At 65.0% G+C, this 15,170-nt stretch carries 16 protein-coding genes and 1 pseudogene; 7 read left to right on the top strand and 10 right to left on the bottom strand.

Annotated elements, in window-relative coordinates:
• Nucleotides 1-209: 209 nt before the first annotated feature.
• A pseudogene (locus tag KVT37_RS31125) lies at nucleotides 210-394 on the top strand (transposase); the annotation flags it as partial.
• Between the two features lie 15 nt (nucleotides 395-409).
• Here the strand turns inward: KVT37_RS31125 and KVT37_RS31120 are convergent.
• From KVT37_RS31120 to KVT37_RS31105, 4 genes are read right to left on the bottom strand one after another with little or no spacing between them, the layout of a single operon-like run.
• Nucleotides 410-1,546, bottom strand: coding sequence for an ABC transporter permease (locus KVT37_RS31120; protein ID WP_217578852.1), 1,137 nt, complete (start codon nucleotides 1,544-1,546; stop codon nucleotides 410-412).
• Nucleotides 1,543-2,463, bottom strand: coding sequence for an ABC transporter ATP-binding protein (locus KVT37_RS31115; protein WP_217578851.1), 921 nt, complete (start codon nucleotides 2,461-2,463; stop codon nucleotides 1,543-1,545). The genes KVT37_RS31120 and KVT37_RS31115 overlap by 4 nt, the downstream gene beginning before the upstream one ends.
• Nucleotides 2,460-3,425, bottom strand: coding sequence for an HlyD family secretion protein (locus KVT37_RS31110; protein ID WP_217578850.1), 966 nt, complete (start codon nucleotides 3,423-3,425; stop codon nucleotides 2,460-2,462). Before KVT37_RS31110 ends, KVT37_RS31115 begins: the two co-directional genes overlap by 4 nt.
• On the bottom strand, nucleotides 3,422-4,120 hold the full coding sequence (locus tag KVT37_RS31105) for a CerR family C-terminal domain-containing protein (RefSeq protein WP_217578849.1): 699 nt from the start codon (nucleotides 4,118-4,120) through the stop codon (nucleotides 3,422-3,424). The genes KVT37_RS31110 and KVT37_RS31105 overlap by 4 nt, the downstream gene beginning before the upstream one ends.
• A gap of 91 nt (nucleotides 4,121-4,211) precedes the next feature.
• On the opposite strand from KVT37_RS31105, the gene KVT37_RS31100 reads away from it, so the two are divergent.
• Nucleotides 4,212-4,685 (top strand): CYTH domain-containing protein, encoded by a 474-nt coding sequence (locus tag KVT37_RS31100; RefSeq protein WP_217578848.1) that lies wholly within the window; start codon nucleotides 4,212-4,214, stop codon nucleotides 4,683-4,685.
• The gene (locus KVT37_RS31095) at nucleotides 4,682-5,614 is read left to right on the top strand and encodes a CHAD domain-containing protein (RefSeq protein ID WP_217578847.1); all 933 of its coding nucleotides are present in this window, start codon (nucleotides 4,682-4,684) and stop codon (nucleotides 5,612-5,614) included. The genes KVT37_RS31100 and KVT37_RS31095 overlap by 4 nt, the downstream gene beginning before the upstream one ends.
• A gap of 190 nt (nucleotides 5,615-5,804) precedes the next feature.
• On the opposite strand, the gene KVT37_RS31090 is transcribed toward KVT37_RS31095, so the two are convergent.
• On the bottom strand, nucleotides 5,805-6,599 hold the full coding sequence (locus KVT37_RS31090) for a helix-turn-helix transcriptional regulator (RefSeq protein WP_217578846.1): 795 nt from the start codon (nucleotides 6,597-6,599) through the stop codon (nucleotides 5,805-5,807).
• Between the two features lie 113 nt (nucleotides 6,600-6,712).
• Between KVT37_RS31090 and KVT37_RS31085 the strand changes: the two genes are divergently transcribed.
• Nucleotides 6,713-7,573 (top strand): SMP-30/gluconolactonase/LRE family protein, encoded by an 861-nt coding sequence (locus KVT37_RS31085; protein ID WP_217578845.1) that lies wholly within the window; start codon nucleotides 6,713-6,715, stop codon nucleotides 7,571-7,573.
• Between the two features lie 98 nt (nucleotides 7,574-7,671).
• Nucleotides 7,672-8,598, top strand: coding sequence for a DMT family transporter (locus KVT37_RS31080; RefSeq protein ID WP_217578844.1), 927 nt, complete (start codon nucleotides 7,672-7,674; stop codon nucleotides 8,596-8,598).
• A 62-nt stretch (nucleotides 8,599-8,660) separates the two neighbouring features.
• On the opposite strand, the gene KVT37_RS31075 is transcribed toward KVT37_RS31080, so the two are convergent.
• The 3 genes from KVT37_RS31075 to KVT37_RS31065 form a co-directional block, all read right to left on the bottom strand.
• On the bottom strand, nucleotides 8,661-8,927 hold the full coding sequence (locus tag KVT37_RS31075; protein WP_217578843.1) for a helix-turn-helix domain-containing protein: 267 nt from the start codon (nucleotides 8,925-8,927) through the stop codon (nucleotides 8,661-8,663).
• 90 nt (nucleotides 8,928-9,017) lie between these two features.
• On the bottom strand, nucleotides 9,018-9,719 hold the full coding sequence (locus tag KVT37_RS31070; protein ID WP_217578842.1) for a phosphatase PAP2 family protein: 702 nt from the start codon (nucleotides 9,717-9,719) through the stop codon (nucleotides 9,018-9,020).
• A gap of 17 nt (nucleotides 9,720-9,736) precedes the next feature.
• Nucleotides 9,737-10,075, bottom strand: coding sequence for a hypothetical protein (locus KVT37_RS31065; protein WP_217578841.1), 339 nt, complete (start codon nucleotides 10,073-10,075; stop codon nucleotides 9,737-9,739).
• Between the two features lie 247 nt (nucleotides 10,076-10,322).
• On the opposite strand from KVT37_RS31065, the gene KVT37_RS31060 reads away from it, so the two are divergent.
• Nucleotides 10,323-12,320, top strand: coding sequence for a PhoX family phosphatase (locus KVT37_RS31060; protein WP_217578840.1), 1,998 nt, complete (start codon nucleotides 10,323-10,325; stop codon nucleotides 12,318-12,320).
• A 325-nt stretch (nucleotides 12,321-12,645) separates the two neighbouring features.
• Here the strand turns inward: KVT37_RS31060 and KVT37_RS31055 are convergent, their stop codons facing one another.
• Nucleotides 12,646-13,326 carry a GNAT family N-acetyltransferase gene (locus KVT37_RS31055; protein ID WP_217578839.1) on the bottom strand — a complete coding sequence of 227 codons (681 nt, stop codon included), beginning with the start codon at nucleotides 13,324-13,326 and terminating at the stop codon, nucleotides 12,646-12,648.
• Complete coding sequence (locus KVT37_RS31050) at nucleotides 13,323-13,814, bottom strand: MarR family winged helix-turn-helix transcriptional regulator (protein WP_217578838.1); 492 nt, start codon at nucleotides 13,812-13,814, stop codon at nucleotides 13,323-13,325. Before KVT37_RS31050 ends, KVT37_RS31055 begins: the two co-directional genes overlap by 4 nt.
• Before the next feature lie 233 nt (nucleotides 13,815-14,047).
• On the opposite strand from KVT37_RS31050, the gene KVT37_RS31045 reads away from it, so the two are divergent.
• Nucleotides 14,048-15,085, top strand: coding sequence for a phosphatidylglycerol lysyltransferase domain-containing protein (locus KVT37_RS31045; protein WP_217578837.1), 1,038 nt, complete (start codon nucleotides 14,048-14,050; stop codon nucleotides 15,083-15,085).
• Nucleotides 15,086-15,170 lie beyond the last annotated feature (85 nt).

Genomic DNA, 15,170 nt, shown 5'->3' with positions numbered 1-15,170 from the left:
GAGTCTTCCCCATTAGTGAGCGGAAACGGCGCCCCAATGGGCTCAAGAACAAGCCGCCAATGTCGGAGTCGGGTCATTCGCGACCGGGTCGCGCCAGTGTTCGGTTCTCCTCAGCGCCTTGCTTCCACAAACGATGTTACTCGCGGATCGCGGATTACGACGCAGATTGGATCAGGGAGCTTGCCCGCCAGCAAGGAGCATGGGCGAATATACCGCCGAAACGAAATCGCAAAGACCCGATCTGCTTCAGCCCGTATCTGTATCGTGCGCGCAACTTGATCGAACGGTTCTTCAACAAGATCAAGCAATGTCGGCGCGTTGCAACCCGATATGACAGCTCGCAGCCAACTACCTGGCGTTCGTCAAACTCGCATCAATCCGAATTTGGCTGCGTGCTAAAGAGTCCACGCTAATCCAGCGTGCGCCGGAACCGCACCAGGGCCACGCCGGCAAACAACGCCACGAACACCACCAGCCAGCCGATCTCCGTCGCCACCGCCGGAAGCTCCGCGCCCTTCAGCATGACCGCGCGGGTGATGCGCAGGAAATGCGTCAGCGGAAAGATCTCGCCGAAAATCTGCGCCCAGCCCGGCATGCCGCGATAGGGGAACATGAAGCCCGACAACATGATCGAGGGCAGGAAGAAGAAGAAAGTGAGCTGCAGCGCCTGCATCTGCGTGCGGGCGATCGTCGAGATCGTGTAACCGAGCAGCACCAGCGCCAGCACGAACACCAGCACCGCCGACAGAAGCAGCGACAGCGATCCCATGAAGGGAATGGCAAACAGAAGCTTCGCCGCCGCCAGCACCACCACCACCTGCACGGCGCCGACCACGAGGTAAGGCAGCACCTTGCCCATCATGATCTCCAGCGGGCTCGACGGCATGGCCAGCAGGTTCTCCATCGTGCCGCGCTCGGTCTCGCGCGTCAGCGCGATCGAGGTCATCATCACCATCGTCATCTGCAGGATGACGCCGAGCAGTCCGGGAACGATGTTGTATTGCGAGATGCCTTCAGGATTGTAGCGCCGGTGCACGACGACATCGAGCTGGCCGCGTGCCGCTTCCTTGGCGGTCTCCTCGGTGCCCTGCGCCCTGAGCAGCGCCTGGCCGGCGACGGTGCTCAGCGTCGAGATCGCGCCGCTGGCCACCGCCGGGTCGGTGGCGTCGGCCTCGATCAGGATCTGCGGGTTGTCGCCGCGCTCGACCCGGCGCGCGAAGTCGGCTGGAATGGTGACGACGAAGGCGACATCGCCGCGCGCCATCAGGAACTCGGCTTCCTCGGCACTTTGCGCGACATGGTCGAAGCGGTAGTAGCCGGTGGTCTGCAGCGCCGAGACCATGGCCCGTGTGTAGGGGTCGCTGCTCGTCGCCACCAAGGCCGCCGGCAGGCTCTTCGGGTCGTTGTTGATCGCATAGCCGAACAGCACCAGCTGGATCAGCGGCACGCCGAGCATCATGGCGAAGGTGATGCGGTCGCGCCGCATCTGGATGAATTCCTTGATCAGCAGCGCGCCCAGCCTGGCGAAGGAGAAGACCGCGTTCATGCCATATTGTCCTTCGAGCCGGACATGAACTGGATGAACACATCCTCCAGGCTGGTCTCACCGGGCTTCACCGTGACGCCCTTGTGCTCCTTCTCGACATCGGCGAGCGCCTTTTCGAGCGCCGCCTTGTCGGAGCCGACGACATGCAGCGTGGCGCCGAACGGCGCCACCTGGTCGACGCCCGGCCGGCCCTGCAGCGCCTCGGCCACCTGGTCGAGGCGCGGCCCCTGCAGCACGAAGGTGGTCAGCCCGGCATTTTTCACCACCTCGTCCACCGTGCCGGTGGCGAGCATCTTGCCGTAGGAGATGTAGCTGATGCGGTGGCAGCGCTCGGCCTCGTCCATATAGTGGGTGGAGACCAGCACCGTCAGCCCGCCGCCGGCCAGCCGATGGATCTCGTCCCAGAACTCGCGCCGCGCCTTCGGGTCGACGCCGGCCGTCGGCTCGTCGAGCAGCAACAGCTTCGGCTTGTGCATGATGCAGGCGGCCAGCGCCAGCCGCTGTTTCCAGCCGCCGGAAAGCGTCCCGGCCAGCTGGTTGCGGCGGCTCGCCAGACCGAGCTCTTCCAGCGTCTTGGCCACATATTGCTCGACCGGCCTCAGCCGGTAGAGCCGCGCCACGAATTCGAGATTCTCGCCGATCGTCAGATCCTCGTAGAACGAGAATTTCTGCGTCATGTAGCCGACTTCGCGCTTGATCTTGAGCGCGTCGGTGCGGATGTCGAAACCGAGCACCGTGCCGTCGCCTTCGTCAGGCGTAAGCAGCCCGCACATGATGCGGATGGTCGTCGTCTTGCCCGAGCCGTTCGGCCCGAGGAAGCCGACGATCTCGCCCTCGGCAACCGTCATCGTCACATGGTCGACGACGGTCTTGTCGCCGAAGCGCTTGACCAGGCCGCGAACGTCGATGGCGTTCATTTCCGCAGATCCGCCCCGAGGTCAGCCAAGTCGACGTCGACGATCTGGCCGGGCTGCAGCGGTCCGGCATTGCCGTCCGGCCGCGCCTCGACCAGATAGACCAGCTTCTGCCGGTTCTCGAGCGAGTAGATCACCGGCGGCGTGAATTCGGGATCGGGCGAGACATAGCTGACGCGCGCCTTGAGCCCGGTCCCGCAGCCGTCGCAATGGACGTTGAGCTCGGTGCCGACCTTGACCGACGAAAACGCGCTTTCCGGCACATAGACGCTGAGCTTCACGGCGCCGTCCGGCAGCATCGAGATCACCGGCGCGGTTGGCCCGGCCGTGTCGCCGGGATTGCGGATGACGTCGTTGACGCGGCCGGGGGAGGGCGCGGTCAGCACCCGCTTCGACAGCCGCCACTCAGCCTGCTCCAGGGTAGACTGCGCCTGCTTGACCTGATTGTCGGCGGCCTTGATGGTCTCGGGCCGCGCCGGCAGGTTGCCGACCGCGAGGTTGGCCTCCGCCTGGCCGACCTGGGCATTGGCCGTCTCCAGCGAGGCCGAGGCGGTGTCGTAATCGGCCTGCGTACCGGTGCCGCGTCTATAGAGGTCGCTGGCGCGATCATATTTGCGCTTGGCGTCGGCGGCCTGGGCTTTTGCCATGTCGACCTCGGCCTTGAGCACGGCGATCTCTTCCGAACGCTTGCCCACCTGCAGGTCGGCAAGCTGCGCCTGTGCCTGCGCAAGCGCGGCTTCAGCCTGCGCCACCTCGATCTTGGCGTCGGCATCTTCGAGCGTCGCCACCGCCGCGCCGGTCTCGACGCGGTCGCCGCGCCTGACCGTCACCGTCGCCACCTGGGCCACTTCGATCGGCGCCATCAGCACATATTCGCCCTCGACATAGCCGACGGCCAAGGGTGCGGCCGGCGCGCAGGCGCCGAACAGCTGGGCCGCGAGCGGTAGCGAACAGAGAAAGCTCATGATTTGCCCTTCTTGCCGGCGCGCGCATCGCGCGCTGCCAGCATTGCCCTGAGGTTGCCGGTGGCGACCGTCACCACCTTTGTGGCTTCGGCATTGCCGATCTCGCGCCAGCCCATCCGGCGCATCACCGCCTCGCGGCCGATGCGGAAATAGATGACCTGACCGATCAACGTGAAAACGGTAAGCCGGGTTGCCTCGCTCTCGGCCGGCTCGCCGGTTGCCTGCTCCCATATCTGGCACAGCCGCCGGTGCGTCGGCTCGAACACGCCGGCATAGATGCGGTCGAGCGCGGCGGTCGGATGCGAGAGCTCGCGAAGTACGAACTGTACGATCTCGCCGGCCTGCGGACTGGCCACCACGAAGCCCACCATCCGCTCCAGCGCGGCGAAAAGCTGCGCCCGGGCGGCCTGCGGGGTGAGGGGCGCGGAGGCACTGCCCAGCGCCTGCCCGGCGATCCCCTGTATCGTCTCGACGATATGGTCGGCGGCCGCGGCGCGCAGGCCTTCCTTGCCGCCGAAATGATAGGCGATCGAGCCGATATTGGCCTTGGCCTCCGCCGCGATCTGGCGCGTCGACGTGCCGTCGAAACCTTGCCGCCCGAACAGCTTTAGCGCCGCATGCACCAACGCCGCGCGCGTTTGATCGGCGGTGGTGGCCTCGCGTTGCCGCTTTTCTACGCCTGGTTGCTTGTTCATGCTCGAAGTTTAATCAATCGATTGATTAAAGTCAAATTTGACTTCTGAGTCGGCTTGCCTTCTCGATCCTCACAGGCTTTAGTGCCCGGCCATGGGCAAGGAAGTCGAGCGCAAGTTCCTGGTCTCCAGCTCAGCCTGGCGCGACGGTGTCGAGGCGGAGATCCGCATTCGTCAGTTCTATGTCGCCGCCCAGCCCGGCCGCACGGTGCGTGTGCGCATCTCGGACGGGCGCTCCGCCAAGCTGACGCTGAAGTTCGGCGACCGGGCGCGCGAGCGCGACGAATTCGAATATTCCATCCCGCTCGCCGAGGCCGAGGAATTGATGGCGTTTGCCGTCGGACGTGTCATCGAGAAGACACGCCACCATGTTAGACACCGCGGCTATCTCTATGAAGTCGATGTGTTCGGCGGCAAGCTCGCGGGTTTGATGGTCGCGGAGCTGGAGACGCCGGAGGACGTATCTGACGAAATGCTGCCCGACTGGCTCGGTCGCGAGGTCACCGGCGAGTCGAGGTTTTACAACGCGTCGCTGGCCCTCGGGGGGATTCCGGAGATCGCCGCATGAGCTTCCGCATCGATCCGCGCTTGCCCTTGACCGGCGAGGTCAGGCGCATATTGGCCGACGAGATCGGCAAGGCTGTAGGCCATCTCGAGACGGCGCGCGATAAGCCGGAGCAGGGGCTGCACAAATGCCGCAAGCGGCTGAAAAGCGTGCGCGCCTTGCTGCGCCTGGTTCGTTCCGGGGACGAACCGTTCTGCCAGACTGAAAACGAATGCTACAAGCAGGTTTCGGCGCTGCTGGCCGGCCCGCGCGAGGCGACCGCCTTAATCGAAACCGTCGACCGCCTCGCCGACGCCTTTCCGGAACAATCGGCCGGCGGCGGCCTCGACCCGGTGCGCGAGCGGCTGGTGCTGCGCCAGCATGAGCTTCATGCCGGTCCCGGCCTCGACGCCGCCATCAATGCGGCCGTGGCGGCTTGCCAGGAAGGCCTGGAGCGCATCGGCAGGCTGGCGCTGCCCGACCAGCCGGAGCAGGCCGCCGACATATTGGCCGACGGCGCCCGCGCCACCTTGCGGCGGGCGAAGAAGGCGCTGGACAAGGCCGAGGCGCGCGGCGAGGACGAGGATTTTCACGACCTGCGCAAGGCGGCCAAGACGCATTCCATGCATCTGTCCTTGCTCGGCCGCTTGTGGCCGACGCCGATCAAGGCACGCCGCAAGGCGGTCGACAAGCTCGGCGAACAGCTTGGTGAGTTGCACGACGTCTTCGTCATGCGCGCGCTGCTCGACGCCGAAGGCGAGCCGCTCGGCCCTGCCGATGAGACCAGGCTTCTGCGCAAGCTGTTGAAGCGCTCCGAAAAGGGCCTGATCAAGGCCTGCCTCGCCGGCGCCACCGACCTGTTCGGCGACAGCCCGAAACGCTCGGCCAAAAGATTGGCCCGCAAGGCGCGCGACGACCTCGCCGGACCCCAGGAAGAAGCGAAGGCGGCTTAGCGCGGCGCTTCACCTTCTCCCCTTGGGGGAGAAGGTGTCGCCGAAGGCGACGGATGAGGGGTGTTCCAGGGAATGAGGCGTTGGCGATTGCGGCTTTGGACGAGCGCTTCGGCCAAGCTGGAGCACCCCTCATCCGTCTCGGCGCTACGCGCCGATCCACCTTCTCCCACAAGGGGAGAAGAAGAAGGCGCTACGCCGGCAGCGGACGGCGCCCTTTCGCGCCGCTCTCCGCCCTCGCACCCGCATCCCGCGGATGCGGCCCGATCGGCATGATCGCCGGAAACGGCGTCGCGCCGAAGGCAAAGGTCCATTTGTAGCCGGTAAGCTGGTCCTCCGGCGTGGTGTGCTGGTCGTGATGGGCAAGCAGCCTGGCGCGTTCGGCGAGCTCCTCGGCCTCGCGACGCAGCATCTCCGCCGTTTCCGGCCGCATGCGCCTGGAAAAGCTGATGAAGGTCGCGGCGTCTTCCATGTGCCCGAGCGCCCAGCCGACAAAATTCTTGTTGGTCATCTCGAAATGCGGCTTCAGCGGCCCCTCGAAATCCCACTGGATCGGCGTGTCGACGAGCAGCCTTGCCGACAGCCCGCGCCCCAACGCCACAAGGCCGAGCTCCTCGAGGTCGCGCAGATAGAGGAACATCGACGCCTCGCTCAAGCCTTGCGAGCGCATGATGCCTTCGGGTGTGAATTTCTCCGACAGCATGATGAAGACGAAGAGCAGCGCCGGCCGCGCCGCCAGCCTGCGTTCGATCTCCGGCCCGACGCGGTTGGCCGGTCCCGGTCCACGGTTCATCGCGCCGAGCACGTTCTCCAGCTCGACTTCGGCCGCGGCGCAAATCTCCATCAGCCGGTCGAGCTTGCAATTCTGTTCATGGAAGATGCGCTTCACCGTCGGTTCGGAAACGCCCATGCGTTCGGCCAGCGTCCGATAGGTCAGGCCCTTGGCCTTCAGCGTCCGTTTCAGCGCCTCGAAGATCGGACCGTTCATGGACTGCGCCTCATTCCTGCGATTTGGTATCGAAAAGCGATACTAGCGCCGTTCCGGCTTCCAGAGAAGTATCGAAAATCCTAGCTCTCCGCCATCACCACAGGAGAGCACCCATGAAACGTCTCATCGCTTCAACCGTCTTCGCCGCTGCCGCCGCCGCTGTGTCTGCCGCGCAGGCTGGCGAGCTCTGGCGCGCCACCGGGTTCGAGCGGCCGGAATCGGCCCTTGTCGACGCCGCCAACAACCGCATCGTCGTCTCCAACATCGTCGGCAATCCCGGCGCGGCAGACGGCAATGGCTACCTGTCGCTGCTGTCGATGGACGGCAAGGTCATCGCCCGCCACTGGGTGGGCGGCATGGACGCGCCCAAGGGCATGGCGATCGCCGGCGGCAAGCTCTACGCCGCCGACATCACCAACGTCCGCGTCGTCGATCTCGCCAGCGGCAAGCTGGTCGAGACCATCGAGGTGCCGGGCGCCGTGTTCCTCAACGATATGACGCAGGACAGCGCCGGCAAGGTCTATGTCAGCGACATGCTGGCCGACACCATCTACCGCATCGACGGCGACAGGCCGGAGCTGTTCGTCAAGGATCCGTTGCTCGCTTCGCCCAACGGCGTGTTCGCCGATGGCGACAGGCTGATCGTGGCGTCATGGGGCAAAGGCATCGACAAAAAAGACTTCAGCACCGCGGAGCCCGGCGGCCTGCTGTCGGTCGACCTCGCCACGAAGACGGTCACGCCGCTGCCCGGCGCCCAGAAATTCGCCGATCTCGACGGCGTCGTCGCCATCGGCGACACCATCTACGCCACTGCCTATATGACCGGCACGCTGTACAGCTACAAAACAGGCGGCGCGCCGACGGTGATAGCGCAGTTCAAGCCGGGCAGCGCCGATATCGGAACGGACGGCAAGGCGACCATCTATGTGCCGTTGATGGGCGAGGGCGAGGTCGCGGCGCTGAGCCTCGACTGACAACCCTCGCGGCGGAAACGACGCCGGCCGGGATTGGACCGCCATATCGACGGCGCTGCCATCTGGATCAGTCGCTCGCTCCGGGATATCCGGCAACCATGAGCGAAGCCGCTAAGACATCCAGCTTGAACGGCGCCGTTTCCCCGATGGTCCCGGTGCTCGTCTGCGCGCTGGCGATCTTCCTGTTGTCGGGCATGGACGCGGCGATGAAGTCCCTGGTCATCGCGGTCGGTGTCTACAACACGGTGCTGTGGCGCAGCATGGTGGCGATCTTGGTCGCGGGCGCGGCCTGGTCGGCCGGGCCGCGCTCGAAGCCGAGCCTTGCGGTGCTCGGTCTGCATGCGCTGCGCGCCGCGATTGTCGGCATCGTCCTGGTCTCGTTCTTCTGGGGTCTCGCCAGGCTGCCGCTCGCGGAAGCGATCGGGCTGAGCTTCGTCGCGCCGCTGTTTGCGCTGTTTCTCGCCGCTTTGTTGCTGGGCGAGCGCATCAGGCGGCAGGCGGTGTGGGCGTCGCTTGCGGGCATCGCCGGCGTAGCGATCATTTTGGCCGGCCAGTTCGGGCAGGCGGGCCATTCGCAGGATGCCCTTTTGGGCACGGTCGCTGTGCTCGTATCGACGGTTTTCTATGGCTACAATCTGATCCTCGCCCGGCAGCAGGCGCTTTTGGCCAAGCCGGTCGAGATCATGCTGTTCCAGAATATCTTCGTCGGGATCATCCTTGGTTGCGCCGCGCCCTGGCTCGCCGTCGCGCTGCCAAGCGACCTTTGGCTTCCCTTGGTCGGAGTGGCACTGCTGTCGCTTGCCGGGCAATTCCTGATGAGCTGGTCCTACGCCCGCGCCGAAGCGCAATATCTGATCCCGACCGAATATTCGGCCTTCATCTGGGCGATCGCGCTCGGCTGGTTCTTCTTCGGCGAGGACGTGGCCTGGACGACGCTGGCCGGCGCCTGTCTCATTGTCGCCGGCTGCTTGATCGCCGCGCGCGCCAACCCGAAACTCGCCGAGCCGATCGAAGCGGCGGTTTGAGGCAACATCCCGCTGCCGACAGGTTTGCCGCGATGCCGGTTTCGGGTCGATAGGGCAGCGACTTAGCCTTGCGGGTTCGCCGCGCCGGCCTTGAGGCGCACGCCCCTGCCGCCGCGCTCGCTGGTCTGGTTCTCGCCGATCAGCTCCACGCCGACCGCGTCGAGCGCCTGGATGACCTTCATCAGCGTGTCGACCACGCCTCTGACCACGCCGTCGCTCGCTTCCATGCGCTGGATCGTCGGAAGCGAGACACCGGCCCGCTCGGCGAGCGTCTTCTGGTCGATGCCGGTCAACGCCCGCGCGGCGCGCATCTGTGCGGCAGTGATCATCGGCCGGAATCCGTCTTTGAAAGGTATTGAAGATGCATATTATAAATATTACAATGTCTCAAGCATCAATTTCGATGCGCAAAACATCGATCAGTCGCTGTCCGCCGCCATCTTGCGTCGCTGCAGCAGCCGCGCCGAGAGCCAGCATAGCATGGCCCAGGCAAAGCCCGCGCACCAGCCGGCAAGCACGTCGGATGGCCAGTGCACCCCGAGATAGACACGGCTGGTGCCGACCAGCACGGTGATCAGTACGGCGAGGCAGAGCACGAAGATCTTCGTCCTGCGGTCCGGCAGGAAGCGCGCGGCCAAAGAGCCGAGCGTCAGATAGACCACCGCCGACAGCATGGCGTGTCCGCTTGGAAAGGACAGCGACGTCTCGTCGACCAGGTGCGAGACGAGGTCCGGCCGTGGCCGGTCGACTTCGAGCTTGAGCAGACTGGAAAGCACCTGTCCGCCGGCTATGGCGGCAAAGACGAACAGCGCCGTTCCCGGCCTGCGGATCAACAGCAGGTACAAGATGGCTGCCGTCGTGATCAGGACCAGCACAATTGTGCTGCCGAGGGCGGTGATATCGCGAACGGCGCCCTGCAGCCATGGCGGACCGATCGGACTGTCCGGCTGTCCCGCATGGCGGAAAGCGAGCAGGATCTCTGTGTCGAAAGCATGTGGCGTCGTCGCGCGCGCGGCTTCCACCAATTCCACGAACCCCCACATCCCGCCGGCGATCACCAGCCCGGCCAGAAGCAAGGGGAATTCCAGCTTGCTGAGGAACGTGTCGATCGAAGACTTCATCAGGAGCCCAAGAATGCCTAGAGCTTCTGCATATAGGGCCCGAGCGTGATCAGCGCGACCGCGGCGATCGCCAGCACCATGCCTGTCGCCTGGAAGGCATTGAGGCGTTCGCCGAAGAAGGCGATCGCCACGACGTTCACCGCCACCAGCTGGATCACCGCCGACAGGCTGAACGACACCGACATGCCGAACTCGCGCACCAGCCTCAGCATGATCAGATTGCCGGCGGAATAGAGCGCCAGCGTCACAAGGAGCTTGGCCAGGCTCGGCGCCAGCCCCCATTGCTTGGCCGCCGTCGCCGCCAGCAGGAACATCACGGTCGAGATGCCGAGCTGCGCCAGTCCCCAGAAACTCACCTTGCCATCCCCTTTGAAGCGCTGGCGCCACGCCGACCGCAGCCCTTGTTTCGCAAGCGGGTGAAGCCGTCAAGCCGATCGCGGTGGCGATGCGCGCCCACAGGGGCTGAAGGCGGCTGGCTAACTCTTCAGCCGGCAAAGAACTCTTGCGGGTCGATCACGGAGATGTCACGAAAATGTGATCGGCGCGCTTTAGGGGTCAAAAGGTCAAAATCCCCAGCCACCTCATGAAGCCAGAGGAACACCCATGACCGGCACCCCTGAAACCCGCTTCCGCACCAGCCAGCTCGAGGAAAACGACGGCCCGCCCGTCAACCCGACGGACAACCGCACCATGGGCGAGATCATCGCCGCGCGTTTCTCGCGCCGCGGCTTCCTGATGGGCTCGCTGGCCGTCTCGGCAATTGCCGCCACCGTCAGCCCGCTGGCGCTGATCGCCGCCGGCGAGGCGCGCGCTGCTGAGGCCTCGGCCTTCAAGTTCGACGAGCTAGAGGCCGGCATCGACGACAAGCACCATGTCGCGCCGGGCTATGATGCCGACGTGCTGCTGCGTTGGGGCGACCCGCTGTTTGCCGATTCGCCGGAATTCGATCCGACGAAGCAGTCGGCCGAAGCCCAGGCAAAACAGTTCGGCTACAACAACGACTATGTCGGCTTCATTCCGATCAACGGCTCGGCCGAGCATGGCCTCTTGGTCGTCAACCACGAATACACCAACCCGCATCTGATGTTCCCGGGCATCGTTTCGATCGTCGAGAAGGACGGCAAGAAGGCCGCCGAGGTCGCGCCGCTCTCGAAGGAGCAGGTCGATGTCGAGATGGCCGCCCATGGCGGCACCATCGTCGAGATCCGCAAGGATGGCGGCAAATGGCAGGTCGTGCGCGACGGCAAGCTCAACCGCCGCATCATGTCCACCACCGAGATGGCGCTGTCCGGCCCGGTCGCCGGCCATGACCGCGTCAAGACCAATGCCGATCCGTCCGGCACCAAGGTCATCGGCACCCTCAACAATTGCGCCGGCGGCGTCACGCCCTGGGGCACCTATGTGATGGCCGAGGAAAACATCCACGGCTATTTCTCGGGCGAATTGCCGGAGGGCCATAAGGAAGCCGCCAACTACAAGCGCCTCGGCATCCCGGAAGGCGCCTATGAATGGGGCGCGCATTACGACCGCTTCAACCTCGCCAAGGAGCCGAACGAGCCGAATCGGTTTGGCTGGATAGTCGAGGTCGACGTCAACGATCCGACCTCGACACCGAGGAAACGCACCGCCATGGGCCGCTTCAAGCATGAGGGCGCCGAGTCGATCGTCGCCAGGGATGGCCGCGTCGTCTTCTATCTCGGCGACGACGAGCGCTTCGACTATGTCTACAAATTCGTCACCAAGGGCACTTTCAATCCGAACGACCGCGCCGCCAACATGAACCTGCTCGACGACGGCACGCTGCATGTCGCGAAGTTCGCCGAGGACGGCTCGGTCGAATGGATGCCGATCGAGTTCGGGAAGGCGCCGCTGACGGCCGAGAACGGCTTTGCTTCCCAGGCCGACGTGCTGATCGAGACGCGCCGCGCCGCCGACCTGCTCGGCGCCACCAAGATGGACAGGCCGGAGGACATCCAGCCCAATGCCGGCAACGGCAAGGTCTATGTGATGCTGACCAACAATTCCAAGCGCAAGGCCGAGCAGGTCGACGCCGCCAATCCGCGCGCGGCGAATGCCTTCGGCCACATCATCGAGATCGTCGAGGAAGGTGGCGACTTCGCCGCTACCAAGGGCAAGTGGGAAGTGCTGCTGAAATGCGGCGATCCGAAGGTGGCCGATGTCGGTGCCACCTTCTCGACCGCGACCACCGCCCATGGCTGGTTCGGCATGCCGGACAATTGCGCCGTCGATTCCGCCGGGCGCCTGTGGGTCGCCACCGACGGCCAGGGCCCGAAGGCCACCGGCCGTACCGACGGCCTCTGGGCGGTCGATACCGAGGGCGCCGCGCGGGCGACGTCAAAGCTGTTCTTCCGCGTGCCGATCGGCGCCGAAATGTGCGGCCCGCTCTTCGCGCCGGACGACCGGACGGCTTTCGTCGCCGTCCAGCATCCGGGCGATGGCGGCGAGGATTGGGAAGGCTTCGGCCGTCCTTCCTATTACGAGGATCCGTCGACCCGCTGGCCGGACTTCAAGCCGGACATGCCGGTGCGTCCGTCCGTCGTCGCCATCACCAGGCAGGGCGGCGGCAAGATCGCGGTTTAGGAGCAGCGCGGAAGCTGCCAATCTTCCCCCTCGCGGGGGAGATGTCCGGCAGGACAGAGGGGGGCGCGAAGGATCGCTAACGTCGCGGGTCGTCGCAAGCCTCCCCAACATCGTCATCCCAGGGTGAAGCAGCCGCGCAGCGGCGTCGCGAAGACCCCGGGATCCATTCCGTGACCGCGATCACAGGGCGCGGCGGGGTAGAATTCCGCACCGTCGCGACGCTTTGAAGTCACGGAATGGATCCTCGGGTCTACGCGTCCGCTTCGCTCCCGCTCCGGCCGTGGATGACGAAGTCACGGCGCTTCGAGCCAATCTCCTGGGTCAATTACCCAGCGCGCTGAACCACGGCCATGTTCAGGGTGGTTCTCAAACGGAAGCCGATTCTCTCGTAGAGCGTGATCGCCGCCGCGTTGCTGTCATAGGCGTGAAGGTAAGGAACCTCGCCGCGTGCCGCGATCCTGCCTGCCACGAACAACGACAGCAGCCGCGCAAGGCCGCCGCCGCGAAAGTCCGGATGCGTGCACACGCCGCTGACTTCGCTGTAGCCGGGCTGCTTCATGCGCTCGCCGGCCATCGCCGCCAGCCTGCCGTCGATGTCGATGCCCCAGAATTCGCCCAGGCTCAGCGCCTCCAGCGTGAAGGGGCCAGGCTTGGTGACCGAGGCCAGCGCCAGCATTTCGGCGGCATCGTCCTTTGTCAGCTGCCGGATACGCCCATCGGAGACTGCCGGCGTCGGCTGTTGCGCGACCATCTGCACCAGCGACGCCGTCGAGATCGCGGAAATCTCGGCCGGCAAAGCGACTTCATCCGTCTGGACCAGGATGGCGGTTTCGCGCGGCGGGAGAAGCCCGGCCAACGCCCGCAGGCTGTCCGCGTCGTCGGCGGCGGTGGCGGCGAAAGGAACGATCGACGGGCGGTAGCGCCTGGCACGGTCGCCGCCTTGCGCGAAGACTTCGTGCCGTGTTGTAAGAGCGCTCCAAATGGGGCGGTCGAGCACGTGGTTCATGACACGGCAACCTTGATGTTTTCGGCGCGACGGTCGAGCGGCGTCGCGGCGAGCCGGTCCTCGATGGCGGAAAGCTGGCCGAGCAGCGGCCCGGAAAGATCGGCGCACAGATCGGCGACGGCATTCTCGATGCTCGGCCACACGTCGCGCTTGGCTTGCTCGACCAGCCGCCTTCCGTTGCGGCTCAAGGAAACGATCCGGCGCCGCTGGTCGTCATCGGCGGGGTTGACCTCGACCAGTCCCAATTCGGCAAGCAGCGCCAAGCTGCGCGTCACGCCCGGCTGCGCGACGCCCAGCGATTGCGCCAGCTCGCCGACCGGCTGCGGGCCCAGCCTGTCGAGCGCGGCAAGCAGCGGGTACTGGCTCGACTGGATGCGCACGTCCAGGCGGTCGAGCACGCGCTGCGTATCGGCCTGCAATTGCTCACCGATGCGCTTCATCCGGCTGCCGAGGCAGAGAAAGCCGAGCGATCGAAGGATGTCTTCCATGGGTTATCCAGCGCAAAACCATAACTTGATATATAACATCGCATGGAAAAATCAAGCCGACACTGGAGACCCCCCGTCAGGTTGCCGACAGGCTATAGCAAGCGCTTTCCGACATTTGCCCTTCATTCGCCGCCAATTGCATCCTATATCGCTTGCGCGACGTGGCGGGGACCGGTCGCCAGCGATTCGCGACCTGGGGGCGACAGGTCATCACTTCTTGGCACGCGGAGCTCATGGCGCCCCTGCGCATCTACTTCGACAGGCTTCTCGACGCCGTGGCACCCAAGGTTCCGCGGCGCGAATTGAGCGATGACGAGCGGCTGGCGCTGGTGCGCCGCCACGGCGATTTCTCGCTCGCCTATTCCACGGCCGTGCAGCAGAAACTGTCCTATTTCAGCGATGGCGACGGCTATATCGCCTTCGGTACCAAGATGAGCCGCCATTTCGCGCTGGGCGATCCGGTGGCCGATCCTGCGGACCGACCGGCCTATATCAAGCGCTTCGTCGAGGCTGCCGGCAACCCCTGGTTCGTTCAGATCGGCGCCGACACGGCCAAGGTGCTGGCCGGCCTCGGTTACCAGGTCAATCGCCTCGGCATCGACACCAGGCTGCTGCTGCCGGCGCATGATTTTTCCGGCAAGCGCAACGAGACCGTGCGCTATTCCGAGCGCTGGCTGACGAAGAAGGGCTTCACCCTCGCCGAGGACAGGGGCGAAGGGCTGCAGGACGAGATCATCCAGCTTTCCGCCGACTGGCGCAAGGAGCGCATCATCAAGCGCTGGGAGATGGGTTTCCTCAACCGCCGCTTTTCCGAGGAGCTCGGCGCCGACATGCGCCGCTTTCTCCTGCACAGCCCGCAAGGCCGGCTTCTCGCCATCCTCGACTTCGATCCGCTTTTCCGCGACGGCAAGGTCATCGGCTACACCACCGCCTTCAAGCGCAAGCAGACCGACGCGACGCCGCATGCCGAAATCGGACTGACCAAATTCGCCGTCGACCGGTTCCGCGAGGAAGGCATCTCCGAGGTGACGCTCGGCCTCTCGCCGCTGCTCGATATCGAGCCCAGCGGCTTTGCCGAATCGGGTTTCTGGCGCGGCGCCTTCCAGCGCGCCTACAACTCGCCCTGGGTCAACCGCTCGCGTTTCAACCTGCAGGGCCAGGCGGCCTTCAAACGCCGCTTCCACGGGGTCGAGGAACCGACCTACATCGCCTTCCGCAAAGGCACTTTCGTGGAAATGCTCGGATTGCTGCGGCTGCTGAAGGCGATCTGAATTGGCAAGCTAGGCTGTAGTGACAATTTAATTATTTGAGCCAGAGCATGATGGCAGCGAGCTTGACGAAGCCGAGGAAGTTTGC

Source organism: Mesorhizobium sp. GbtcB19 (assembly GCF_019091085.1).
Classification (GTDB): domain Bacteria; phylum Pseudomonadota; class Alphaproteobacteria; order Rhizobiales; family Rhizobiaceae; genus Mesorhizobium.
Note: the sequence above shows the minus strand (reverse complement) of the source record. Positions and strands in the feature narration are given on the sequence as shown.

Coding starts and splice junctions, on each gene's coding strand:
- KVT37_RS31120 (WP_217578852.1), bottom strand. CDS start 1,546: ATGAACGCGGTCTTCTCCTTCGCCAGGCTGGGCGCGCTGCTGATCAAG.
- KVT37_RS31115 (WP_217578851.1), bottom strand. CDS start 2,463: ATGAACGCCATCGACGTTCGCGGCCTGGTCAAGCGCTTCGGCGACAAG.
- KVT37_RS31110 (WP_217578850.1), bottom strand. CDS start 3,425: ATGAGCTTTCTCTGTTCGCTACCGCTCGCGGCCCAGCTGTTCGGCGCC.
- KVT37_RS31105 (WP_217578849.1), bottom strand. CDS start 4,120: ATGAACAAGCAACCAGGCGTAGAAAAGCGGCAACGCGAGGCCACCACC.
- KVT37_RS31100 (WP_217578848.1), top strand. CDS start 4,212: ATGGGCAAGGAAGTCGAGCGCAAGTTCCTGGTCTCCAGCTCAGCCTGG.
- KVT37_RS31095 (WP_217578847.1), top strand. CDS start 4,682: ATGAGCTTCCGCATCGATCCGCGCTTGCCCTTGACCGGCGAGGTCAGG.
- KVT37_RS31090 (WP_217578846.1), bottom strand. CDS start 6,599: ATGAACGGTCCGATCTTCGAGGCGCTGAAACGGACGCTGAAGGCCAAG.
- KVT37_RS31085 (WP_217578845.1), top strand. CDS start 6,713: ATGAAACGTCTCATCGCTTCAACCGTCTTCGCCGCTGCCGCCGCCGCT.
- KVT37_RS31080 (WP_217578844.1), top strand. CDS start 7,672: ATGAGCGAAGCCGCTAAGACATCCAGCTTGAACGGCGCCGTTTCCCCG.
- KVT37_RS31075 (WP_217578843.1), bottom strand. CDS start 8,927: ATGATCACTGCCGCACAGATGCGCGCCGCGCGGGCGTTGACCGGCATC.
- KVT37_RS31070 (WP_217578842.1), bottom strand. CDS start 9,719: ATGAAGTCTTCGATCGACACGTTCCTCAGCAAGCTGGAATTCCCCTTG.
- KVT37_RS31060 (WP_217578840.1), top strand. CDS start 10,323: ATGACCGGCACCCCTGAAACCCGCTTCCGCACCAGCCAGCTCGAGGAA.
- KVT37_RS31055 (WP_217578839.1), bottom strand. CDS start 13,326: ATGAACCACGTGCTCGACCGCCCCATTTGGAGCGCTCTTACAACACGG.
- KVT37_RS31050 (WP_217578838.1), bottom strand. CDS start 13,814: ATGGAAGACATCCTTCGATCGCTCGGCTTTCTCTGCCTCGGCAGCCGG.
- KVT37_RS31045 (WP_217578837.1), top strand. CDS start 14,048: ATGGCGCCCCTGCGCATCTACTTCGACAGGCTTCTCGACGCCGTGGCA.